The sequence below is a fragment of the Labrys sp. Lb11 genome, from assembly GCF_057554225.1.
The window spans coordinates 466,714-489,833 of record NZ_BAAJOT010000003.1 but is presented as its reverse complement, the minus strand read 5'-3'; the positions used below and the strand labels follow the sequence as shown (position 1 = coordinate 489,833).

General features: G+C 68.4%; 14 protein-coding genes. 5 read left to right on the top strand and 9 right to left on the bottom strand.

Annotated elements, in window-relative coordinates:
• Positions 1-8 precede the first annotated feature (8 nt).
• The gene (locus AC27L4_RS12060) at positions 9-239 is read left to right on the top strand and encodes a hypothetical protein (protein WP_487142386.1); all 231 of its coding nucleotides are present in this window, start codon (positions 9-11) and stop codon (positions 237-239) included.
• Here the strand turns inward: AC27L4_RS12060 and AC27L4_RS12055 are convergent.
• Positions 229-1,971, bottom strand: coding sequence for a calcium-binding protein (locus AC27L4_RS12055; protein WP_487142385.1), 1,743 nt, complete (start codon positions 1,969-1,971; stop codon positions 229-231). The two genes, AC27L4_RS12060 and AC27L4_RS12055, sit on opposite strands and share 11 nt — an antisense overlap.
• A gap of 113 nt (positions 1,972-2,084) precedes the next feature.
• On the opposite strand from AC27L4_RS12055, the gene AC27L4_RS12050 reads away from it, so the two are divergent.
• From AC27L4_RS12050 to AC27L4_RS12040, 3 genes are all read left to right on the top strand, one after another.
• The gene (locus AC27L4_RS12050) at positions 2,085-2,366 is read left to right on the top strand and encodes a hypothetical protein (protein WP_487142384.1); all 282 of its coding nucleotides are present in this window, start codon (positions 2,085-2,087) and stop codon (positions 2,364-2,366) included.
• A gap of 230 nt (positions 2,367-2,596) precedes the next feature.
• Complete coding sequence (locus AC27L4_RS12045) at positions 2,597-5,806, top strand: adenylate/guanylate cyclase domain-containing protein (protein ID WP_487142382.1); 3,210 nt, start codon at positions 2,597-2,599, stop codon at positions 5,804-5,806.
• 88 nt (positions 5,807-5,894) lie between these two features.
• Positions 5,895-6,563 carry a redoxin domain-containing protein gene (locus tag AC27L4_RS12040; protein WP_487142380.1) on the top strand — a complete coding sequence of 223 codons (669 nt, stop codon included), beginning with the start codon at positions 5,895-5,897 and terminating at the stop codon, positions 6,561-6,563.
• 203 nt (positions 6,564-6,766) lie between these two features.
• Here AC27L4_RS12040 and AC27L4_RS12035 read toward each other — a convergent pair whose 3' ends face one another.
• From AC27L4_RS12035 to AC27L4_RS12020, 4 genes are all read right to left on the bottom strand, one after another.
• Positions 6,767-9,253: a hypothetical protein gene (locus AC27L4_RS12035; protein ID WP_487142378.1), complete on the bottom strand. Its 2,487-nt coding sequence runs from the start codon at positions 9,251-9,253 to the stop codon at positions 6,767-6,769.
• Positions 9,254-9,344: 91 nt separating this feature from the next.
• Positions 9,345-12,206, bottom strand: coding sequence for a beta strand repeat-containing protein (locus AC27L4_RS12030; protein WP_487142377.1), 2,862 nt, complete (start codon positions 12,204-12,206; stop codon positions 9,345-9,347).
• An 83-nt stretch (positions 12,207-12,289) separates the two neighbouring features.
• Positions 12,290-16,135, bottom strand: coding sequence for a beta strand repeat-containing protein (locus AC27L4_RS12025; RefSeq protein WP_487142376.1), 3,846 nt, complete (start codon positions 16,133-16,135; stop codon positions 12,290-12,292).
• A gap of 237 nt (positions 16,136-16,372) precedes the next feature.
• Positions 16,373-16,813: a GNAT family N-acetyltransferase gene (locus AC27L4_RS12020; RefSeq protein WP_487142375.1), complete on the bottom strand. Its 441-nt coding sequence runs from the start codon at positions 16,811-16,813 to the stop codon at positions 16,373-16,375.
• A 182-nt stretch (positions 16,814-16,995) separates the two neighbouring features.
• Here AC27L4_RS12020 and AC27L4_RS12015 point away from each other — a divergent pair, with 182 nt between their 5' ends.
• Positions 16,996-17,349 (top strand): DUF1428 domain-containing protein, encoded by a 354-nt coding sequence (locus AC27L4_RS12015; protein ID WP_487142374.1) that lies wholly within the window; start codon positions 16,996-16,998, stop codon positions 17,347-17,349.
• 62 nt (positions 17,350-17,411) lie between these two features.
• On the opposite strand, the gene AC27L4_RS12010 is transcribed toward AC27L4_RS12015, so the two are convergent.
• The 4 genes from AC27L4_RS12010 to AC27L4_RS11995 form a co-directional block, all read right to left on the bottom strand.
• Entirely contained in the window at positions 17,412-18,635 is a 1,224-nt protein-coding gene (locus tag AC27L4_RS12010; protein WP_487142931.1) for an MFS transporter, read from the bottom strand.
• Between the two features lie 85 nt (positions 18,636-18,720).
• Positions 18,721-20,721 (bottom strand): CocE/NonD family hydrolase, encoded by a 2,001-nt coding sequence (locus AC27L4_RS12005; RefSeq protein ID WP_487142373.1) that lies wholly within the window; start codon positions 20,719-20,721, stop codon positions 18,721-18,723.
• Between the two features lie 50 nt (positions 20,722-20,771).
• Positions 20,772-21,860 carry a DUF1513 domain-containing protein gene (locus AC27L4_RS12000; protein ID WP_487142372.1) on the bottom strand — a complete coding sequence of 363 codons (1,089 nt, stop codon included), beginning with the start codon at positions 21,858-21,860 and terminating at the stop codon, positions 20,772-20,774.
• A 5-nt stretch (positions 21,861-21,865) separates the two neighbouring features.
• On the bottom strand, positions 21,866-22,924 hold the full coding sequence (locus AC27L4_RS11995; protein WP_487142371.1) for an imelysin family protein: 1,059 nt from the start codon (positions 22,922-22,924) through the stop codon (positions 21,866-21,868).
• Between the last annotated feature and the right edge of the window lie 196 nt (positions 22,925-23,120).

Sequence of the window (23,120 nt, the reverse complement as noted above, 5' to 3'; positions counted from 1 at the left end):
AGGCCGGCGTGACCGCCACCGGCGGGGCGGAGCGGGGCGCCAGCGTCATCGGCGTCGATCTCGGCGGCGGCCGGTCCATGCCGCTCGACCTCCTGCTCCCCGGCTTCCGCCCGGCCGGCATCGTCGCGGCCGAGCTCGGCGACGACGCCGCCCTGATCCGGGCGGCGGCGCTGGCGCGAGAGTCGGGCGAGGGCGGCTCGGCCGTCGCCCGACATGGAGGCCTCGGCTCTACAGGATGAAGTCGCCGGCCTGGAGCGAGGCCAGGTCCCCGTGGAGGGCGGAGACGCGGATGGAGAAGTCGACCTGGCCGTCGCCGTCGGTGTCGCCGTGGATGAACACGTCGCCGGCCTGCGCGGTGTAGCGCAGTTCGCCGGCATGGCCGGTGAAGCGCGCCGTGCCGATGAAGTCGAAGGCCTGGTTTCCGGCGCTGGTGATGTCCGCGTCGACCGCGGCGAGGTCGATCCTGTCGCCCTGGCTCGCGTCGAAATCCAGGATCGCGTCGCGGCCGGTGGCGGAATAGACGCTGTCGGCGCCGTCGGCGAAGACGAAGGTGTCGGCCCCGGCCCCGCCCATCAGCCGGTCCCCGCCGGCCCCGCCGGCCAGGACATCGTCGCCGGCGCCGCCGAGCAGCGTATCGCTGTCCGCGCCGCCCGAAAGGGTGTCGGCGCCGGCGCGGCCGTCGAGACGGTCGGCGCCCGCCAGGCCGACCAGGACATTGTCGGCGCCGTTGCCGGTCAGGCTGTTGGCGAGCCCGTTGCCGGTGCCGGCTATGGCGGCGCTCCCCGTCAGGACCAGTTTCTCGAAGAGACTGCCGAGCGTGAAGGCGATCGAGGCCCGGACTGTGTCGACGCCGCCGTCGTCGATGCCGGCGACCGTATCCTCCCGCACCACGTCGCCGGCATTGTCGACGACATAGATGTCGTTGCCCGCCCCGCCGAACAGGAGGTCGGCGCCGCCGCGGCCGTCCAGGCGGTTGTCGCCGCTGTTGCCGATGAGGACGTTGTCGAGGGCGTTGCCGGTGGCGTCGATCGCGGCCGTCCCCGTGAGGGTCAGGTTCTCGACGTCGCCTGCGACGTGGGCCCCGTCCGCGACCAGGCTGAAGCTGATCGAGGACCGGACCGTATCGATGCCGTCGCCGCTGGCCTCGACGACGGCGTCCCCGGCGTCATCGACCACGTAGGTGTCGTCTCCTGTGAAGCCGACCATGAGATCGGCGCCAAGGCCACCGTCCAGCAGGTCGGCCCCCGCCAGCGCGAAGAGCTGGTCGGAGCCATCGTCGCCGAACAACTGGTTGTCGCCGTCGGACCCGAGGAGGCCGTCGTTGCCGCCGCCGCCATGGAGGATGTCGTTGCCGCGGTCGCCGATGTCGCGGTAGAAGGCGTACAGGGAGTCGTCCCCGGCCCCGCCGTAGATGATATCCGTGCCCGTGCCGCCGTAGACCCGGTCGGCGCCGCCGTCTCCGAACAGGGTGTCGTCGCCGGCGCCGCCGTCGACGACGTCGTCGCCCGTGCCGCCGGAGATGAAGTTGGCGAGCCCGTTGCCGGTCAGCGTGTCGTTGCCTTGCTCGCCCAGGGCATCCAGGCCCGCGCCGACTGCGACGGTGTCGTTGCCGAGGCCGCCCAGAATGCGCTCGCCTGCCGTCGTGCCGGTGAAAATGTCGTCGCTCGTCGTCAGGAGGTGGTTGGTTGCCGGGACGCCCGTGGCCTCGATGGTCCATGGGCCGCCGCCACCGGAAACATCCTGGATGCCTATCTGGTATATCCCGCTGATCGTGGGCGTGAAGGTAAAGACGGCATTGCTCCCGACGCCGCCGTCGGTCGATGTGGCGCCCCAATCTCCGGTCGCGGAATCATAGATTCCAAAGTATGCTTGGTCTCCATTGTCGAAGTGGGCATAGAAACTATACGTGATGCCGGCTGCAAGGGTAATATAGGAGTTGTCCTGAGTGCCGGCCACAAGGATCCCTCCCATCGAGGTCCCATGGTCGGCCGTGTCGGGGAAAAATGTTTCGTCGGCTGGCATGGATCGTGCCCCGCTCTATGACGGCCGCCGGATCGGGCCGTTGCATGATACCGCAGGCTACCATGAAGGACGCGGGATGGTCGATGCCCCGGAGGCAGGCGGCGAGCCGGATCACGCGGATGTTTGGCCGCGATTGTGCGGCTGAAATTCCGCAAGCAAAGGCGCGCAGCCGCCGGGAAAACGGCGGCCTCGGCGAAGCCGGCCGCCGGCCGGGCCTTGCCGGCGCCGTCGAGGCTCCGGCAGCGCGGGGCCGGGCGATCGCGACTCCATCGGGACATGAATGCGCCGGCGTCGAAGGGCTCATGCCGCTCGACCTCCCGCGCTTCCTGCGTTCCGAAGGTTGACGCGCCTCCGGCGGACTGGGAGCGGCGACCGCGCGCGGCAAGCGCATGACGATGCTCGCTGCGCTGGTGCAAGCCGCTCAAAATTCGTACCATGAGTCAGAGCCTGCTTTGGAGCAGGACGATGCATCGCCTTCCGTCCGGCGGCGTTCGATCCTTCGGACTCTGGAGATCGGGGTCGGCGCCGGCCGGCCTTCGCAGTCGCGGGCAGGGTGGGGCAGCTCGTATCGTCGATGGCGGATCGTCCCATGGCGTGCGCCGGTTGCGGTCTTGAGCTGGCATCGGGCTTCGCGTTCTGCCCGCGGTGCGGGCGTCCGCAACCGACGTCCTGTGCGAATTGCGGTTTTGCCTGCGAGCCGGCTTTCGCCTTCTGCCCGCGCTGCGGAACGGCGCGGGCGCCGCACGTAGCGGCCGGGACACCCGACCAGCCCGAGGCGGACCGGCGGCAGGTGACGGTGCTGTTCGCCGATGTCTCCAGCTTCACCGCCTTGGCCGAGCGGCTCGATCCGGAGGACGTCCGCGCCTTCCAGAATGCCCTGTTCGAAACCCTGGCGGGGGTGGTGGCGCGCTATCGGGGCTTCGTGGAGAAGTTCGTCGGCGATGCCGTGCTGGCGGTGTTCGGCGCCCCCATCGCCCATGAGGACGACCCGGAGCGGGCTCTCGCCGCCGCGCTGGACATGACCGGCGAGGTGGCTCGGCTCAACGAGCGCTGGGCCGGGCGCCTCGGCCAGCCGGTGAGCCTCCATATCGGCGTCCATACCGGGCTCGTCGTCGCCGGCCACCTCGGCGAGGCCGCCGGCGCCGCCTATGCGGTGACGGGCGACACCGTCAACACGACGGCGCGCCTGCTGGCAGCGGCCTCGGGAACCATCCTGGTCTCCGAGACCACGCATGCCCTGACCCGGCATCGTTTCGGCTTCGCGCCCGTGCGGGATCTCTCCCTGCGGGGCAAGGCGGCGCCGGTGGCGGCGTATCGGCTGACCGGGCTCCTGGCCGCGCCGGCCTCGGGGCGCGGACTGGCGGCGCATGGGCTGGAAAGCCGGATGGTCGGCCGCGACGACGAACTGGCGCGGCTCGTCGCGGCCTTCGATCGGACGCAGGCGGGAAGCGCCGAGATCGTCACACTCGTCGGGGAGGCCGGCTCCGGCAAGTCGCGGCTGATCGCCGAGTTTCTCGGCACGCTCGAAACACAGGGCCGTCTTGCCGGCGGCTCCGTCCGCCGTGCCGCCTGTTCGTCCCTCGGCGAGCCCGCCTATGGCGTCTTCGGCACCCTGTTCCGCGAGGCCTATCGGATGCGCCGCGACGATACGCTGGAAACGGCAAGCCGGAAGCTGGCGGCCGGGCTTGCCGCGCTCGGCGCCCGGGCCGACATGGCGGATGCGGTCGAGCCGGTCCTCGGCCCCATGCTCGGGGTGGAGGGGCGTGAGCCCGACGAGCGCGCGCCGGAGCAGGTGAAACGTCAGATCGCGCTGGCGGCGCGCCTGCTGTTCGAACGGCGCCTGGACCAGGGACATTGTCTCGTCGTCGTCGACGACCTTCACTGGGCCGATACGGCCTCGGTGGATCTCCTGTACGACGTGGTCGATCACCTCGCCGACAGGCGCCTGATGGTCGTGCTGTCGCAGCGCCCCGGCAGGTCGGCGCCGCGCCTCGTCCGCGCCGTGCAGTCGAGCCTTCGCCTCGCCCCGCTGTCGCCGGATGAGACGCGGGCCTTCGTCGGCGCCCTGTTCGGCGAGGCCGACGGCGGTGTCCTCGACGACATCCGGGCCTTCGTCGTCCGGCGGGCCGGCGGCAACCCGCTCTTCGTGGAGGAGATCGTGCGAAGCCTGGTGGCCCGGGGCGTGCTCAGGCGCGAGGGCGGCCGCTGGCGCCGTGCTGCCCCGCTCGACACCGAGGATGTGCCGCCGACCTTGCAGGGCCTCCTGCTGTCGCGTGTCGACAGGCTCTCCGCCGGCGAGCGGCGCGTCCTCCACGAGGCGGCCGTGCTCGGCATCGCGTTCGATGTGGCCCATCTTGCCGACATTGCCGCCGAGCCGGCCGTCGTCGAACCCACGCTCCGGCGCCTGGCGGAGGTGGACTTCCTCTGCCCGGCCGGCGACGAGGGCGGCAGCTATCGCTTCACCCATGCCCTCGTCCATGAAGCCGTCTACCGGAATCTGCTGCTCGCCCGCCGAACCGAACTGCATGGACGGGCCGGCCGCGCGCTCGAACGCAGCGTCGGCAGCCGGCCCGAGCGGCTCAGCGATCTCGAAGCGCTGGGCCATCACTGGAGCCTGAGCTCCGACAGGCCCAGGGGCGCGCGCTATCTCATGGCGGCCGGCGATCGGGCCGGTGCCGTCTATGCCAATGACGATGCGATCCGGCATTATGAGCGGGCCCTGCGCACGCTGGCCGATTGCCGGGACTGCGAAAGCGACATTCGGGCCACGCGCGAACGGCTGGCGGACCTGCTGGCGCTGACCGAGCGGCGAACCGAGGCCGCGGTTCACTACGAGGCGGTGCGGCAGGCGCTCGAAGCCGAGGCTGACCGGGCGGGGGCGGCGCGGCTGCGGCGCAAGATCGGCGGCCTCGCTTGGGAAGCGGGCGACCGCGAAGGCGCCAGGGCCTGCTTCATGCAAGGCCTCGCCCTGCTCGGCGAGGAGGGCTATTCGCCCGAGCGCGCGCAACTGTTCCAGGAGGTGGGCCGGCTCGCCTTTCGCGCCGGCGACAATGACGGCGCGATCGCCTGGGCGGAGCGGGCGCTTGCCGAGACGGAGCGCGACGGCAGCGCCGATCCGGACCCGGAACGCCTGCGGGAGCTCGCCGCGATACGCGCCCAGGCCTGCAACACGAAGGGCGTGGCGCTGGCGCGCACCGGCCGGCCGGCGGCTGCGGTCGAGCAGATCGAGCAAAGCATCGGGCTGGCCGAGGAGCATCATCTGCTGCAGGCCGCCTGCCGCGGCTACACCAATCTCGGCGTGCTCTACAGCTCGCTCGATCCCGAGCGCAGCATCGCGACCTGCCTGCACGGACTGGAAACCGCCAGGAAGGCGGGAGACCTGGGCTTCCAGTCCCGGATCTATGCCAGCCTCGCCGTCGCCTATTGCGCCTTGACCGATCGGTGCGAGGCGGAGGGTGTCAGGGCGGCGCAAATGGCGGTCGACCTCGACCGCCGGCTGGGCCTCATCGACCACCTGGCCGCGCCGCTCATCATCCTCGGCCAGATCTATCAATGCCGGGGCGAGCATGCGCTCGCATTCGCGTCCTATGAGGAGGCGCTGAGCCTGGCCGAGCGGATGGGCGAGCCGCAATTCCTGTTCCCCTGCTACGATGGCCTGGGCACGCTGCATCTCGACGCTGGGAACCAGGGCCAAGCCGCGCTATACTTGAGCAAGTCGGAAGAAGTCTGCCGGCGCGCCGGTGTCGAACCGGACGCGCTGATGGTCCTGCCGTTTCTCTGCTAGCTCCGTTCTGTCGTCGCTTCGTTTCTGCCGAAAGCCGGGCTCTCGATTTTCGACACGATGTTGTGGCACCGATGAAGGAGGAAGGCGCATGACGATGCTGCCGACGCAGGTTGCCCCGGGTGAACGCGCTCCCGACTTCTCGCTGCCCGCTCTCGATGGGTCGGGTACGGCGTCGCTCTCCGACTATCGCGGCAGGAGTTCCCTGTTCCTCGCCCTGTTCGTCGGGCTCTGGTGTCCCTTCTGCCGCCGGGCGATCGCGCAGATGGCGGCCTCGGGCCCTCATTTGCAGGCCCTGGGGGTCGAGACACTCGGTATCGTTGCCACCGAGCTGGAAAACGCCCGCCTCTATTTCAGGTTTCGCCCGAGCCGCCTGCGCATCGCAGCCGATCCGGAGCTGTCGACGCATCGGGCCTACGGCGTCCCCAAGCCTGCGCCGACGCCGGATCTGATGGCCGCGCTGGCCGAGACGCGCATCAATCCCACCGGCGAACTGCCCGAGCCACTCCCTGTCCGGCAAGCCGCCGAGGCGCTGGCCAGGCTTGACGGTTATGTCGAGAACCCGACCGATCATGCCGACATGGAGCGGCAATGGCCGCAGCTCAAGGGCCAGTTCCTCATCGACCGCGACGGCCTCGTGCGCTGGACCCATATCGAATGCGGCGAAGGGCTGGCGGGGATCGGGAAGTTCCCGTCCATCCAGGAGATCGTCGCGGCCGTCGAGGCCTCGATCGGGCATGAGGACGGCCGGCCGCATTGATCGGGATGGTCTACCTCGTTCCACGCCGGCCGACTCAGGTGGACGCGCCCAACGGGGCGGGTTTCCGAGTTGGAAACTCGATGCCTCGCGTCGCACCGAAATGCAGCGCCAGCGCCTCCTCGAGTGGATGGGGGCGGTGCGCTGGTGCGGAAGGTTGGCGGAGGGCGGGGCCACGCCGCCCTCTGGTGGATCGGCTCCTTTGCTCAGACGAACAAGAAATCGGCTGCGCTCAATTGTGAGGCGCTGGTCAGGCCCGTCAACGCAATCGTGATGTTGACGGATCCGTCACCGTCGGTGTCGACCAGGACGCGGTCGCCGCTGACCCGCGCCTCCGTGTTGCCTGACCCGGTGAAGACTTGGCTGCCGCGATAGTCGAAGGTCCCGTGCAGCAGGCCTTCGAACCGCAAGACGTCGTGCTCACCGGCGCCGCCGCTGAATCTTGTCCGGCCACTGAAATCGGTGATGGTGTCGAGGCCGCCATATTGGCTGACAAAGGCGAAGTGATCGGCGCCGGCCCCTCCGGTCAGCTTGTCGGCTCCGCCTCCGCCGTTCAGGATATCAGCCCCCTCGCCGCCGTTCAGGGTATCGGCGGCGGCAGCGCCGCTCAGGATGTCCGCGCCGCCACGGCCGTCGAGAACAGCCCCATAGCGGCCGCCGGCACCGCCGACAATGGTGACTGTGTCCGCTGCGGCACCGCCGCTTACCCGGTAACCGGCCAGGTTCTGATCTCGGAGGGTCAGTTGATTGCCACTGTCGGACAGGTTGAAATATTGTGTCGAGACAGCGCTTTCGGAAAGATCGATCCCACCACCGTCAGCAAGCGTTATGGCGCCGGTATCGATGCTGCCGGAGAAGCCGCTAAGTTGCGAGGTTGTCAGGATCAGACCGTTGAGAAAGGCGCGCAGGTTTTCCAGTCCAATCAAGGTGACGCCGGTAAGATCAACAGGCGTCAGGCGGGCACCCGTATATCCCCACAGAGTATCGATACCCGTTCCACCGTCATAGATCTCGCCGGCAACGACATCAACGTGAGGGCGGTAGTTCCCGAAGCCGCCGATCTGAAGGGTGTCGTTCCCTCCGTCGCCATAGACATGGTCCTTGCCTTCGCCGGCTTGCAAATAGTCGTGACCATCACCGCCATGCAAAGTATTGTCACCCGTGTTGTCGATGATGGAGTTGGAGTGTTCGTTGCCGGTTCCGTCGATTGCCGCGGTGCCGGCAAGCACCAGCCCCTCAAAGTGGGCGGCCAGTGTCCAGGTGACAGAGCTCCGGACGGAGTCCCAGCCGCCACTGGCGGTTTCGATGATGGTATCGCCGGCATTGTCGACGATATAGCGATCGTCGCCGCGCCCTCCCGTCATCGTGTCAGCGCCGGCCTTGCCGTCTAGGGTGTTGGAGCCGGCATTGCCGATGAGCACGTTGTCCAGAGCGTTTCCGGTGCCTGTGATCCAACCTGTGCCCGTCAGGATCAGGTTCTCGGTCTCCGAACCCAGGGTATAGTTCACGGAGCTTCGCACCGTGTCGGAGCCACCCCCCGAATGCTCAACCACGGTATCGCCGATATTGTCGACGATGAAGATGTCATTGCCGGCGCCGCCACGCATGGCATCCGCGCCCAATTCACCATCCAGAAAATCGTCGCCGCCACCGCCCGACAGGATGTTCGCTGCGGCGTTGCCAATGATGGTATTGTTCAGAGCATTGCCGGTACCGTTAATGGCATCCGATCCAGTCAATGTCAGATTTTCGATGTAAGCGGCTAGACTATAGCTGGCTGAACTCCTGACCGCGTCGGTGCCGCCATCCGCTTTTTCGATCGCAGTGTCGCCGGTGTTGTCGATGACATAGATGTCGTTGCCGGCCCCGCCCTTCATCACGTCCGCACCGGCGCCGCCATTCAGAATATTGGCGACGCCATTGCCGAGGAGGCGGTTGTCGAGAGCGTTGCCTGTACCGTTGATGGCCGCGACGCCGGTCAGTGTCAGGTTCTCGACATGATCCATCAAGGTAAGGGTGACGGAGCTTTGCACGCTGTCGGTGCCGCCTCCGCTCATTTCGATCGTGGTGTCTCCGGTATTGTCGACGATGTAGAGATCGTCCCCGGCGCCTCCGATCATCGTATCGGCGCCGATCCCGCCGTCGAGACTGTTGGAGCCGGCATTGCCGACCAGCCTGTTGTCGAGCGCGTTGCCGATGCCCCTGAGCGCGGCAATGCCGGTCAGTATCAGATTCTCGACTTCGGCCGCGAGGCGATGGCTGATCGAGCTTTGCACCGTATCGGTGCCGCCACCCTCAAGTTCCAGCGTCGTATCGCCGAAACTGTCGACGACGTAGATATCGTTGCCGTCCCCGCCGGCCATGGCGTCGACACCATTGCCGCCGTTCAAGGTATCGTTGCCGGTGCCTCCCCTCATCACATCGTTGCCGATCCCGCCGTTCAGGACGTCATTGCCAGTGCCGCCGTCCAGCGTGTCGCTGCCGCCTTCTCCGTACAGCGTGTCGTTGCCTTCCCCGCCATCCAGCCTGTCATCGCCGAGATCCGCGAAAATCGTGTCGTACCCGCCGGCCCCGCTGATCACGTCGTCGCCGGTGGTCACGCCGACGATTTCGTTGTGGTTGGGTGGCAGCGACTTCCCGTCGCCGGTGCGGTGAATGAAATCGTCTGCGGTGCTGCCGGCAATGGTCGCCATAGTCGGTCGTCCTTCGGGAGGGATGCTCAACGCATCGGTGTCGGTGATCGGAAGTTGCCGGCGGGAGCCCATATGGATCCCTGCCCGCTGCTCATGCGAACAGAAAATCCGCCGCCTGTAGTTGGGCTGCGCTTGTCAGGCCCGTCAGCACGACCGTGATATCGGACGCGCCGTCGCCGTCCGCATCGACCAGAACCTGATTACCGACGACGCGGGCCTGGGTGTGACCGGAGGCCGTGAAGACCTGGCCGCCGCGGTATTCGAAGGCGCCGTGCAGCACGCCTTCGAAAGACAGGACGTCGCCCTCCCCGGTGCCGCCACCGAATCTCGTTCGGCCGCTGAAGTCGGTTACAGTGTCGATGCCGCCGAACACTCCCGCGAAGACGAACCTGTCCGCCCCGGAGCCACCGGTCAGCGTATCGGCGCCGCTGCCGCCACGCAGCACGTCGGTGCCTGCCTCGCCGATCAGGGTATCATTGCCGCCGCCGCCGCTCAGTGTGTCGGCGTCGGCGCCGCCGTTGAGGATGTCGCCGGCGTTTCCGCCACTGAGCACATCAACGCCGCCATTGCCGTTGAGCGTGGCGCCGCGAGAGCCTCCGACGACCGTCACGATATCGGCGGCGCTGCCGCCATGCACGGTGAGAGCAGCCAAACCGCTGTCGCTGAGCGTCAGGCTGTTTCCGCCGTCGGAAAGACGGAACGTGCCGGTGGAGGTGCGGGCGTCTGAGATATCGACGCTGCCGCTTCCCGTCAGGGTGATCGTGCCGGTGGAGATCGTGCCGGTGAAACGGTCGAGTTGCGCTGCCGTCATCGTCACGCCGCGCTCGAAGCCGGTCAGATTTTCCAGATCCCGCAGTGTTATGTCGCGCAAGTCAACCGCCGAAGCCACAGCGGTTCCATCCAGTGTGTCGACGCCGACACCGCCGTCATAGGATTCCTCGTTGCCGAGGTCACCTGCGGACTGGATGACGAGTCTGTCGTTTCCAGCGCCGCCATTGATGATGTCGCTGCCAGTGCCGCCGCTCAGCACGTCATTGCCGTCGCCGCCGTCCAGCGTGTCCCGCCCGCCGTTTCCGTTCAATATGTCCGCACCGGCTCCGCCATAGAGGGCGTCGGCTCCCCCGCCGCCGTTGAGCGTGTCGCCGCCGCCATTGCCGTAGAAAGTGGCGCCATAATACGGCGAGGAGCCGCCGATGGAGATCGTGTCGGCTGCGAGGCCGCCGATGACGGTGTAGGTACCGTACCAGCTGTTGATCGCAATCGTGTTACCCAAGTTCGAGAGAACGTATCGATCGGTGAAGGTATGGCTGTGCGATAGATCGATGGTGCCGGCGCCCCTTATGGAGATGGTCCCGGTATCGACGGAGCCGGTGAACCCGCTGAGCTGGGAAGCCGTCAGCGCCACCCCGTCCTTGAAGCCCCTCAGATTTTCCACGCCCACCAGGGTAACGCGGTTGATATCGGCCGAAGCACCGAGGTCGCGTCCGTCCAGCGTGTCTTCAAGGCCATCGCCCCCATCATAGATCTCGCCGCTGACGATATCGCTGACGCGGCTGATCACCAGCGTGTCGGCCCCCGCTCCACCATTGACGATATCCGCGCCGGCACCGCCTGTCAGCACGTCGCCGTCGCTGCCGCCGTTCAGCCTGTCGGCGCCGGAGCCGCCATCCAGCTTGTCATCCCCCTTGCCGCCGTTCAGCGTGTCGTCACCGCCGTTGCCGTACAGAGTCACGCCATAGTAATGCGTACCGCCGATGATGGTAACGGTATCGGAATTCCTACCGCCATTGATCGTATAACCTCCGGTGCTGTCGTAAAGGGTGAGGCTGTTGCCGGCGCTGGAGAGGTTGAATATCCGGGTGCTCACCACGGCATCCGAGATGTCGACGGCACCAGCTCCGGTCAAGCTTATGGCTCCGGTGCTGATCCGGCCATTGAACCCGTCGAGCTGCGCCGCCGTCAGTCGCAATCCGGCCGCGAAACCGGTGATACTTTCGAGCCCGAGCAGGGTCACGTTGCTGAGATCGGTCGTCGAGCCCCCGAAATAGCCGCTCAGCATGTCGGTACCGGCACCGCCGTCGTAGATTTCGCCGGCGACGACATGGCTGGAGAGCTTGATGTCGATTTCGTCGTTGCCGGCCCCGCCATGAACTGCATCTCTGCCGGCTCCACCGATCAGCGAATCATTGCCGAGACCGCCGTTGAGCGTGTCATCGCCGCTGCCGCCGTCGAGAGTATCCATGGCACGGCCGCCGCTCAGCACGTCGTCGCCACCATTGCCGTGGAGTTCCGAACCGTAGGTTCCGGACACACCACCGATAATGGTGACGGTGTCGGCGGACTGACCGCCGTTCACGGTGTAGTCTTGCGAGTACTCGAAGAAATCCTGGTCTCTCAGGATGAGAGCGTTGCCGAGGTTGGAGAGATTGAATGTGCGAGTGCGGACATCCGCATCGGAAATATTGACGGCGCCGGCACCCGACAGCGTCACGACCCCTGTCTCTACCGTCGTCTTGAAGCCGTTGAGCTGGGCCGCCGTCAAGCTCACGCCTTGATCGAAGCCGATCAGGGCTTCCAGGCGGGTCAGGGCCACGTCACTGAGGTCGATTGCTGCGGCGACACGACGGCCGTCCAGTGTGTCGATGCCGTCGCCGCCGTCATAAGTCTCGCCGGCAACGAGATCGCGCGCATCCCTGATCCACAGCGTGTCATTGCCGGTCCCGCCGTGAACAACGTCCCTGCCAGCGCCGCCGGAGAGGAAGTCGTTGCCCTCGTCGCCATTCAAACGGTCGTCGCCGTCGTCTCCGAACAAGGCGTCGTCCCCGCCGGCGCCGCTGACGATGTCGTTGCCCGTGGTGACGCCGACGACCTCGATCTCTCCCTCAGCCGGGACCCGTCCGTCTCCCGCCCGGTGAATGAAGTCGTTCCCGGATGTGCCGGTGATGGTCGCCATGACAGTCTCCCAAGGCAAGGGCGCTCAATGTGCCTGCCGTTTCGACGTGGCCTCGTCCGCCGCGTGCTGGCACTCGTGCCGGTTCATACGAAGAGGAAGTCCGCGGCGCTGAGATGCGCCGGGTTGGTCAGACCCGTCATCGCGATCGTGATGTTCGCAGTTCCGTTGCCGTCCGTGTCGATCAGAACCCGGTCGCCGACGACGCGGGCCTCGGTATTTCCCGATGCCGTGAAGGCCTGGCTGCCGCGATATTCGAAAACGCCGGTCAACCCCTTGAGGGTCAGGACATCGCCGTCGCCGCTGACACCCGCGAAATTCGTCTGGCCGCTGAAATCCGTGATGACGTCGACGAGGCTGGACGTCTCGGTAAACACGAACTGATCGGCTCCGGCTCCGCCTGTCAGGCGGTCGGAGCCAGCACCCCCCGTCAGCGTGTCGGCACCGAAGCCGCCGGCCAGCACGTCGTTGCCGGCCTCGCCGACGAGGTCGTCGCTGCCGCCGCCGCCGCGGATCGTGTCATTGCCGGCGCCGCCGTTCAGAACGTCGTCCGCGCTGCCGCCACTCAGATTGTCCGCACCGCCATTGCCATTGAGCACCGCTCCGACGAAGCCACCGACGATGCTCACGACATCGGCTGCTTCGCCACCGTTCACCTTATACGGGCCGTAGCCGAATCCCTGGTCGTTGAGGATCAGGCTGTTGCCGGACTTGGACAGGTTGAATGTAGCGGTGTGAACTTCGGCATCCGAAATATCGACAGCACCGGCTCCGGTCAGGGTTATGGTGCCGGTTTCGATGACCCCGGTCAGCCCGTCGAGTTGGGCGGCGGTCAGTGCCAGCCCGCTCCTGAAGCCCGATATGTCTTCGATCCCGACGAGGTTCACGCCACTGAGGTCCGCCGAGGTGACATGATATCCGTTCAACATGTCTCGGCCGTCGCCGCCGTCGTAGGTTTCGCCGGCGATGATATCGGTGCCGCGTTCGATCCAGAGGGTGTCGTTTCCATCACCGCCGTGAACAGCGTCGATATCGGCGCCGCCGGCCAGCCAATCGTCGCTGTCGCCGCCGCTCAGGATGTCGTTGCCGCCGCGGCCGTCGAGTGTGGCGCCATAGAGAGATGAGTCATCGTTGGGAATGCCGCCGACGACGGTGATGGTGTCGGCTCCGCCACCACCGGTGACGTCGATCTCGTCAAAGCCCGCATCCCTCACCCTCAGGCTGTTGCCGGCTTCGGACAGGCGGATCCAGGCGGCTCGCAAATCGGCATCAGAGATGTCGACGGCGCCAGCGCCGACCAGCGTGATCAAGGACGTCGAGATCTTGCCCGTGAATCCATCGAGCTGGGCGGCCGTCAGCCTCACGCCGAGATCATAGAACCCGTCCAGATTCTCCAGTCCCGTCAGCGTCACGCGACTAAAATCGGTGACCTTGCCCGAGCCCCACCCAGTCAAAGTGTCGTTTCCGTCGCCGCCGTCATAGATTTCGCCGGCGGCGATGTCTTCGACCGAATTGATCGACAGCGTGTCGTTGCCTGCTCCACCGCTGACGACGTCCTTGCCCGTACCACCGAGCAGATGATCGTCTCCCCCGCCACCGGTCAGTGTGTCGGCACCGCCGCCGCCATGAAGCGTCACGCCGTGTAAGGCGGAGCCGATCACCGTGACAACGTCGGCAGCGAGGCCGCCGTTCACCGTAACAGGCCCGTCCACGCCGCCGCCGAGCGTCAAGTGATTGCCGGCATTGGAGAGATTGAAAATGCCCTGGCCGATATCGGCATCCGCGATATCGACGGCGCCGCCTCCGACCAAGGTCACTTCCGGGACATCGATCGATCCCGTGAAGGCATCGAGCTGGGCGGCCGTCAGTGTCACGCGTTCAAAGCCGACCAGGTTCTCCAGGCCCTTCAGCGCGACCCGGGTGAAATCGGCGACGACACCATCATACCCGCTGAGCGTGTCGTTTCCCGCGCCGCCGTCATAGGCCTCGCCGTTGACGATATCGCTCGTCCGCTGGACATAGAGACGATCGTCCCCACTCTCGCCGCGGATGTTGTCCAGGCCGCCAGCGCCGCCCAGCGAATCATTACCGCCGCCGCCGCTCAGCGTGTCGTCGCCTTCGCCGCCGTCGAGCCGGTCGTCACCGCCCATGCCGACCAGGGTGTCGGCGCCGTCATCGCCAACGAGACTGTCACTCCCCGCGTTGCCGGTCAACGTGTCGTCCCCGCCGCGGCCATAGAACTCACCACCGGAAGTGCCCCCGATCAGCGTGATGGTATCGGCGCCCTCGCCGCCATCAACCGTATACTCTGCAAGCCCCTTGTCTCTGAGCGTGAGGCTGTTGCCGGAATCGGACAACATGAATGAGCTGGTAAAGACGTCCGCATCGGAAAGATCGACGGCGCCGGCCCCAGACAATACGATTGATCCGGTCGAAATCGTCCCGGTGAAGGCATCGAGCTGGGCCGCAGTGAGGAACAGGCTGGGGAAGCTCGGCCAGGGCCAGGCCGACCGGAAGCCGATGAGGTTTTCCAGGCCAGTCAGCGTGACGTTGGTAAGATCGGTCCATCCCTGTGCGCCGGTGCCGTCGAGCGTGTCGTTGCCCGAGCCGCCATCGTAGATCTCGCCGGCAACGACTTCGCCTGAGTTGACGACGAGCGTGTCGTCGCCAGCGCCGCCGTTGACCTGATCGAGACCGATGCTGCCAGACAGTCGGTCATTTCCCTCGCCACCGTCCAGCGTATCATTGCCATCCGCACCGGAGAGGGTGTTGTCGCTCCCATTGCCGATGATGACATTGTCGAGGGCGTTGCCGATGCCGCTGTTGGTCAGAGCGCCAGTCAGAGTCAGGTTCTCGATATTGTCCGCCAGGGTGAGTGAGACAGAACTCAGCACGGTGTCGATGCCAAGGGCGGCCGCCTCGATCGTTCTATCACCGACATTGTCGACGATGAAGATATCGTCGCCGGCTCCACCGGTCATCGCGTCGGCGCCCGTTCCGCCATCCAGCCGATTGGCGCCTGAATTGCCGACGATGACGTTGTCCAGCTCATTGCCGGTACCATCGATGGCGGCGCTGCCGCGCAAGGTCAGGTTCTCGACATGAGCGGAGAGCGTATGGGTGATGGCGCTTTGCACCGTGTCCGTACCGCCCCCGGCCGCTTCGACGACGGCGTCTCCTACATTGTCGACGATATAGGTATCGTTGCCGGCGCCTCCCGTCATCGTGTCCGCCCCGCCGCGGCCGTCGAGGATGTTGGCGCCGGCATTGCCGATCAGGACATTGTCGAGCCTGTTGCCGGTGCCGTTAATGTTAGCCGAGCCGAGCAGCGTCAGGTTCTCGACATTGGCGGCGAGGGCATAGGAGATCGAGCTCTTCACCGTGTCGACGCCGCCGGCAAGGCCTTCGATCACGCGGTCTCCGACATTGTCGACGATGTAGGTGTCGTCGCCCGCGCCGCCGGCCAGCGTGTCGGCGCCGGCGCCACCGTCCAGGGTGTTGGCGGCGCTGTTGCCGGTGATCTTGTTATCCAGAGCGTTGCCAACTCCCTTGAGGGCGGCGGTGCCGGTCAGGACGAGGTTCTCGATCTCGGCCGCAAGGCGGTGATGGATCGAGCTCCTCACCGTGTCGATGCCGCCGCCGCGGGCTTCCAGCGCGGTGTCGCCGAAATTGTCGACGATGAAGATGTCGTCGCCGGCCCCGCCGGTCATCGTATCGGCGCCAGCGCCGCCGTCCAGGATGTCGTTGCCGGCTCCGCCGCTGAGCCGGTCATTGCCGCGGTCGCCGAAGATGATGTCGTCGCCCAGGCCGCCGGCGATGGTGTCGTCGCCGATGGTGACGCCGAGGATCTCGGTGGAGCCGGCGGGCGGCTTGCGCCCGTCACCGGTGCGATGGATGAAGTCGTTGCCGGGCGTGCCGTAGACGGTGGCCATGATGGTCCCCTGAAGGCGGATTTCAGCGTGTCCTTTGGCTGAACCTTTCCGCCACGGGGCAGGAAGCAAGCACGACCATGCAGACGTTCGGCCGCAATTGTGCGGAGGACCTCGCGCAACGTCAAGTTACGGATCCGTCGAGAACGATCCCCTTCCTGCACCTCCGGAGCAGCCGCCGGTCGGCGCCGGCGGGATTGCGGGGCGCGCTGGTCTTCCGGAGCCCGCAACTCCCCTGCCTCACAGCCGCTTGGTCATGAACACCCGGCGATAACCGTTCTCCTCCGCCCGGTGGGTCTCGACGAAGCCGAAATGGCGGTAGAGCGGCAGGTTCTCGGTCATCGCCTCGTTGGTGTAGAGGCGCAGCTCCGGCAGGCCGAGCCGGCGGGCCTGCGCCTCGGCATGGCCGATCAGGCGGCCGCCGATGCCCTGGCCCTGGAAGCGGGGCGCGACGGCGACGGTGTCGAGCAGGAGATGATCGGCCTCCGCCGCCAGGACCAGCACGCCGGCGAGGCGGTTGCGCCGCGTCAGCACGCTGGCCCGGCCGGCGGCGACATGGGCGGCATAGTCGTCCAGCATCGGGCCCGGCGGCCGGTCCATGCGCGGGAGGTAGAGGGAGAAGGCCTCGCAGACCAGCGCCTCGATCTGGGGCACGTCCTTGGGCTCGGCAAGGCGGATCATCGCGGCTCCCCCGGCAACGGCGCCATCCTAGCACCGCGCCCGGCCCGGGTTATCTTCGAATGGCCGCTTCCTGGCGCGACGAGGATGGTCCGTGCCGGACCGGCCGAAAAAAGATCGGCGCGCCTGTCGGACCGCTGTCCGCCCGATCGTCCTCCGATGGTTCGCAACCCGAGGAGATGACCATGTCCTATGTCGACGGTTTCGTTCTGGCCGTGCCACGGCAGAACATCGACGCCTACAAGGCGATGGCGCAGAAGGCCGGCGCGATCTGGAAGGAGTATGGCGCGCTCGCCTTCGTGGAATGCATCGGCGACGACGTTCCCTACGGCGAGATCACCTCCTTCCCGCGTGCCGTGCAGGCGCAGGAGGGCGAGGTCGTCGTGTTCTCGTGGATCGTCTACGCCTCGCGCCAGGATCGGGACGCCATCAACGCCAAGGTCATGGCGGACCCGCGGCTGAAAGGCGATATGGCGAACATGCCCTTCGACGGCAAGCGTATGATCTATGGCGGGTTCGAGACGATCCTGGAGCTGTAGAACCGCATCCCCGAGCCGGGGCTCCCCGGCTCGGGGATGCGAGCCCTCAGGCCGCCTCGCCGTCAGCCCGGCATGGAGTCGACCCGGCGCAGGGCCGGGAACAGGCGCGACCATAGGACGGCGACCAGCATCGTGCCGATGCCGCCGAAGACCACGGCCGGCACGGTTCCCATCAGGGCCGCGGTCATGCCGGATTCGAACTCGCCGAGCTGGTTGGAGGTGCCGACGAACATGGCGTTCACTGCGCTCACCCGCCCGCGCATGGCATCCGGCGTTTCCAGCTGCACCAGGGTCGAGCGGATGACGACGCTGACGACGTCGGCGGCGCCCATGGCGGCAAGGGCGGCGAGAGACAGCGGGAAGGAGGTCGACAGGCCGAAGAGCACCGTGGCGAGGCCGAAGGCGGCGACGGCGGCGAACATGGTGCGGCCGACCCGGCGGCGCGGGGGCCTGCGGGCCAGGACCAGGGAGGTCGCCAGCGCGCCGGCCGCCGGCGCCGCCCGCAGCAGGCCGAGGCCGACCGAGTTGGTCTGCAGGATGTCGTGGGCATAGATCGGCAGCAAGGCGGTGGCGCCGCCGAGCAGGACGGCCACCATGTCGAGGGAGATGGCGCCAAGGACGATCGGCTTGCCGCGGATGAAGACGAAGCCCGAGAGGAGGGTGGTCATGGTCGCGGGCTCGCGCTGCTCGGACGGGGCCGTCACGGTCCGTGGCGGGACGAGCAGGCTGGCGAGGGCATAGAAGAGCGCGACGGCGACATAGGCGGCCTCCGCCCCGGCAAGGAAGAGCGCGCCGCCGAGAGCCGGACCGAGGATGGTCGCCGTCTGGATCGCCGAGGCCGACAGGGCCAGGGCCCGCGGCAGCAGGGCCGTGCCGACCACGCCCGGCAGGTGCGCCGCCATGGTGGGATTCTCGAAGGTGCGGCAGGTGCCGATCAGGGCGGCGGCGCAGAAGATCACCGCCGGCGACAGCGCGCCGGTCAGCGAGGCGGCGGCAAGGCCGGCCGCCGCGGTCGCCGTCACCCGCTGGCAGATGGCGACGATGTGGCGGCGGTCGTACCGATCCGCGACGTGTCCGGCCGGGATGGTCAGCGCCAGCATCGGCAGGAACTGGCACAGGCCGACCAGGCCGAGGTCGAAGGCGCTGCCGGTCAGGGCGTAGAGCTGCCAGCCGATGACCACGCCGACGATCTGGAAGCTGGCGGCCGACAGCACGCGCGAGCACCAGAAGCGCGGGAAGCCGGTCTGGGTCAGCGTTGCGGGATGGGGCGGGGCGGCGATCGGCATGTGCGGGCGGGAGGGCATGAGGCGGCGCGGGCCGGAACGGGCACGTCCCGCATCGGCCGGAGCAGGCGTCGGGCGGGCAGGGCCGTCACACGTGGTCGCGCGGGAGGACTTCGTCCCAGCGGCGCTCGGCGAACAGGCGATCGTCCTCGAAGGCGCGTACCATGCCCGTGAGGCGGAACGCCTCGCGCGTCGCGGTCATCTCGGCCTCGACCTCGGTGCGGAACTGCCGGCCCTTGCAGGTGAGCGTGCAAGCCTGCGTCACGCGCTGGCGGGCGCTGTCCGGCTCGCCGTCGCGGATGGAGAACTCGCGCCGGATGTGATGGGAGACCTCGGTGCCGATCTCCTCGAACCGGGTCGGCGGTGCGCCGAAGGCGTCGCCCTCCACCACCATCGTCGCCTCGCCGCTGACGAGGTCGAGCCCGAAGCGGCGCTCGGCCCGCGGCGGGGCGAGTTCGGCCGCCGAGCCGGGCGGGCCCTCGAGCGGCGGCTCGAAGCGGATCGCCGCGTCCTCGCGCCGCGGCCGGCGGGCCGGCAGGATCAGGGCGCTGTCGCCGGTGCGGACGGTCAGCGTCGCCGCGTCCCGGGCCGGCCAGACGGCGGGCCAGGCCGCGGTCGCGATCGAGAGGCGGATGCGGTGGCCGGCCGGGAAGGCATGGCCGCAATCGTTGAGCCGGATGCGCACGATCTGGAACTCGCCCGGCACCAGCGGCGTCGGCTCGGCATGGCCGGTGCGGTGGCTCAGGTTCAGCACCTGCCAGGAGACGCGGGTGGCGGTGCCGTCCGGCGCGACGTCGGAGAGGCGCACGCAGATCTGCGCGGCCTCGCTGTCGCCGGCGAGCTCGAGCACCAGCTCCGGCGCGCCAAGGATCTCGATGCGGTCGGCGAGCTCCTTGGAGTCGAAGACGAGGGCGAGGCCGTCGTCGAGGCGCTGGTCGGCCGGCGCCTCGCCGGGCAGGCCGGAACCCATCCATTCGCCCCCCGTCATGCCGGCCCAGAGCGGCGAGCGGATGGCGAGGTCGGCGGTGAGCGCCGGTCGCCACCAGAGCTGGCCGGGCGAGAGGAACATCGGCCGCTTGACGATCAGGCGCGAGGGCCAGGAGGCTTCGCCCACCCAGCGGCCGGCACTGTCCGGTGCGGATGTCGCCGGCGGTGCGCGTTCGGCCACCCAGGCACGCAGCATCGGCTCGGCCATGATGCCGGTGTCGAGGCCCTTCAGCCAATGATCCCACCAGCGCCTGGCCTCCTGCAGGAAGCCGATGGCCGGGCCGGGGCGGCCCTCGTGCGGGTAGCAATGCGCCCAGGGTCCGATCAGGCCGAGCCGCGGCCCGTCGAGATGCTCGAGCAGCCGCGGCACCGCGTTGCTGTAGGCGTCGGCCCAGCCGCCGACGGCGAAGACCGGCACGGCGACGGCGGAGAAATCCTCGCAGACCGAGCCGTGCCGCCAATAGGCGTCGCGGCGCTGGTGCGCGGCCCAGAGCGCGGGGAAGAAGGGCAGGTGCTCCAGGCGGCGGCGCCAAGTCTCCCGCCAGTCGGGCACCAGAGCCGGCGTCGGCGGCAGGGCCTGCCAGGCGAGCATGGCGGCGCCCCACCACAGATTGTCGTTGAGCAGGGCGCCGCCCATGAAGTGAACGTCGTCGGCATAGCGGTCGTCGGTGGAGCACGCCGAGATGACCGCCTTCAGCGCCGGGGGCCGGCGCGCCGCGACCTGCAGCGCGTTGAAGCCGCCCCAGCTCTTGCCGATCATGCCGACCTTGCCGTCGCACCAGGGCTGTTCGGCCAGCCAGGCGATCACGGCGCAGGCGCAGTCCAGCTCATGGGCGTCATACTCGTCGGCGAGCAGGCCGCCGCTGTCGCCGGAACCCGGCAGGTCGACGCGGATCGCGGCATAGCCCTGGCTCGCGAACCAGCCATGCATTGCCTCGTCGCGCCGGCGCGTGCCGTCGCGCTTGCGATAGGGGATATATTCCAGGATGGCGGGAACCGGCGCCGCCTCCGCATCCTCCGGCAGCCAGAGGCGCGCCGCCAGATCGATGCCGCCCGGCACGGGAATGAACAGGTTCTCGACGACGCGGACGGGGCGGGACATGCGGGACCTCGGCGGTTGTGCCGGCCCCTCATAGCACGGCGGCGCCGTGCTCAAACCACCGCGAGGTGATTGTCGAAACCGACGCGGGCCTCCAGCAAAGGTTCGGAGCCGCCGGGTTCGATCCGCACCATGCCGCCATGGCCGCCGGTCATGACGAAGCCGTCCTCGAAACCGGCGACGGCGCAGCAGTCGGCGAGCGGGACGGCGGCGAGGCAGCGTCCGGATGCCGCATCCCAGACGCCGCATAGGCTGCCGAGCGGCGAGGTGGCGGCGACCAGGCGTCCGGTCTCGTCGGCTGCGACGCCGCCGACATAGCCGGCCATGTCGGCCCAGCCGCCCGGCGGAGCCTCGAACCAGCGGATGCGCCCCCCTGCATCGGCGCTGCCGACCAGCGGGCGGACGTGCCCGTCGCGCAGCGTCTCCTGGCAGCCGAAGGCGACGGCGCCGTCCGCCAGCACGGCGAGGTGGCGGATGGAGAGCGAAGCCACGTCCTCGTCGAGCCGCGCGAGCCCGGTGATCCGTCCGGAGCCGATGTCGATGCGGGCGATCGAGGATACGATCGTCTCCTCGTTGAGCTTGGCCCGGCCGGTGTCCGGAGACATGTCGATGCCGCCATTGGCGACGATGACGGTCCGCCCGCCGGCATCGATGACGAGGTCGTGCGGGCCGACGCCCCCGCTCGGCCACTCCGCCACCGGCTTGAAGCCGCGCCGGACGTCGCGCACGCCGATGACGCCGCGCCCGGCCTCGTAGTCGTTCTCGGTGGTGAGGAACAGCGCGCCCTCGTCGGCGAACAGGCCGTGGCCGAAGAAATGCCGGTCCGGCGTGCTCTCGAAGGCGACGGACTGCTCAAAGCGCGCGAGGTCGACGGCGACGCCGAAGCGGCCGGGCCGGCGGGCGACGGCGACGCAGCTGCGGGCGTCGGGATGCAATGCCACCGCATGCACGCGCGCCGGCAGGTCGATCCGGGCGTCAGGCGCGGCATGGGTGCTCCAGCGGCCGAGCCCGGGCCTGAGGCCGTCCTCCAGGAAGGGCGCGACCACCTGCGGCGCCGCGATGGAGCCGGCGAGGGCGGGGCGGACCACCATGGCGGCGGCCGCCGCCGCGGCGGTACGGAGGATGTCTCGGCGGGTCGGCATGGTCCTCAATCTCCGTCGAGGCCGTTGAAACCGAGCTTCAGCCCGAGGGCGATCGGCACCTCGTCGCGCAGGACGGCGCGCACGCCCTTGATGCGTTCCAGCAGCGCCTCGGCGTCGGCGCGCCGCGCCGGGTCGTTCACGCCGTCGGGAAAGTCCCGCTGCAGCGCCTGGGCCTGTTTCTCCAGACGGGCGATCAGGGCCTCCCAGGACTTGCGCTGCAGCGGCGTGATCGGCCCCTCGAGCGCGGCGACGAAATCCTTCAGGCCCTGGAGGTTGGCGAGGATCATCGGCACGGTGAGGCCGGAGCGCCGGGCTTCGGCCGCAGAAGGCTTGGCTTCCTCGGCGCTGTCGCCCAGGATCGGCTCCAGCTTCTGGTCCTGGATCACGGCGAGGCCGGTCATGAAGCCGGTGACCAGGGTCGAGGCCGCTTGCTGCATCGAGGGCGCGAGGGCCGGATCGAGGTCGCCCTTGGCCAGGCGCGCCGCATAGCCGGTGCCCGGCGTGTTCCAGGCGGTGGAGACGGCCCGGGTGATATCGGCGACATTGGCGGCGATCGCCACCCCGGCGGAGCAACTGCGCCTGGCGGCGTCGGTCGTGCCGGCGACCGGCGGCGCCGCGCCCGTGTCGCCGAAGGCCAGACGTTCGAGGGCGGGAATGCCCTGCGCCGCGGCGCTCGCCCGCTCCACCCGCTCGGCGGTGATCGGCGCCGAGCCGTCCAGCAGGTCGGCCAGGCCCTTGGCGGTGGCGTTCTTGCGTTCCGGCCAGAAATAAAGCCGTTCGGCCGTGGTGCCGTCGCCGATCGGGCCGAAGCGGAAGGCCTGGACCTGACCGAAGGCGAGGGCGAGCTTGCGGTACGCCGCCTGCAGCGCCGGCAGCCCGGCCTCGTCCGGCGCGGCGCAATAGGCGCGCCAGGCCGTCACGTCGGCCGCGGCGGCGTCGGCGAGCGCGGCATATTTCGGCGCGAGGAAGCGGGAGGCGATGTTGCTCGCCACCGCCTGGTCCTGCGCGGGGTCGGCGAGGGCGGGAGAGGCCACGACGAGGGTGAGGACGGCGAGCGCGGCCACTGCCGCGTGGTGCGAAATCAGGCACTGTTTGGGATCATGCGCACCAACCTGACCGTCATGGCCGGGCTTGACCCGGCCATCCACGCGACCATTGTCAGCGCAGAAGAGGGAACGGGCCAAGGAGGGCGGCAAGCCTGCTGCCGTTGGCGTGCGCGTGGATGGCCGGGTCAAGCCCGGCCATGACGGCTGGGAGGAC

Coding starts and splice junctions, on each gene's coding strand:
- AC27L4_RS12055 (WP_487142385.1), bottom strand. CDS start 1,971: ATGGGAGGGATCCTTGTGGCCGGCACTCAGGACAACTCCTATATTACC.
- AC27L4_RS12050 (WP_487142384.1), top strand. CDS start 2,085: ATGAAGGACGCGGGATGGTCGATGCCCCGGAGGCAGGCGGCGAGCCGG.
- AC27L4_RS12045 (WP_487142382.1), top strand. CDS start 2,597: ATGGCGGATCGTCCCATGGCGTGCGCCGGTTGCGGTCTTGAGCTGGCA.
- AC27L4_RS12040 (WP_487142380.1), top strand. CDS start 5,895: ATGACGATGCTGCCGACGCAGGTTGCCCCGGGTGAACGCGCTCCCGAC.
- AC27L4_RS12035 (WP_487142378.1), bottom strand. CDS start 9,253: ATGGCGACCATTGCCGGCAGCACCGCAGACGATTTCATTCACCGCACC.
- AC27L4_RS12030 (WP_487142377.1), bottom strand. CDS start 12,206: ATGGCGACCATCACCGGCACATCCGGGAACGACTTCATTCACCGGGCG.
- AC27L4_RS12025 (WP_487142376.1), bottom strand. CDS start 16,135: ATGGCCACCGTCTACGGCACGCCCGGCAACGACTTCATCCATCGCACC.
- AC27L4_RS12020 (WP_487142375.1), bottom strand. CDS start 16,813: ATGATCCGCCTTGCCGAGCCCAAGGACGTGCCCCAGATCGAGGCGCTG.
- AC27L4_RS12015 (WP_487142374.1), top strand. CDS start 16,996: ATGTCCTATGTCGACGGTTTCGTTCTGGCCGTGCCACGGCAGAACATC.
- AC27L4_RS12010 (WP_487142931.1), bottom strand. CDS start 18,635: ATGCCGATCGCCGCCCCGCCCCATCCCGCAACGCTGACCCAGACCGGC.
- AC27L4_RS12005 (WP_487142373.1), bottom strand. CDS start 20,721: ATGTCCCGCCCCGTCCGCGTCGTCGAGAACCTGTTCATTCCCGTGCCG.
- AC27L4_RS12000 (WP_487142372.1), bottom strand. CDS start 21,860: ATGCCGACCCGCCGAGACATCCTCCGTACCGCCGCGGCGGCGGCCGCC.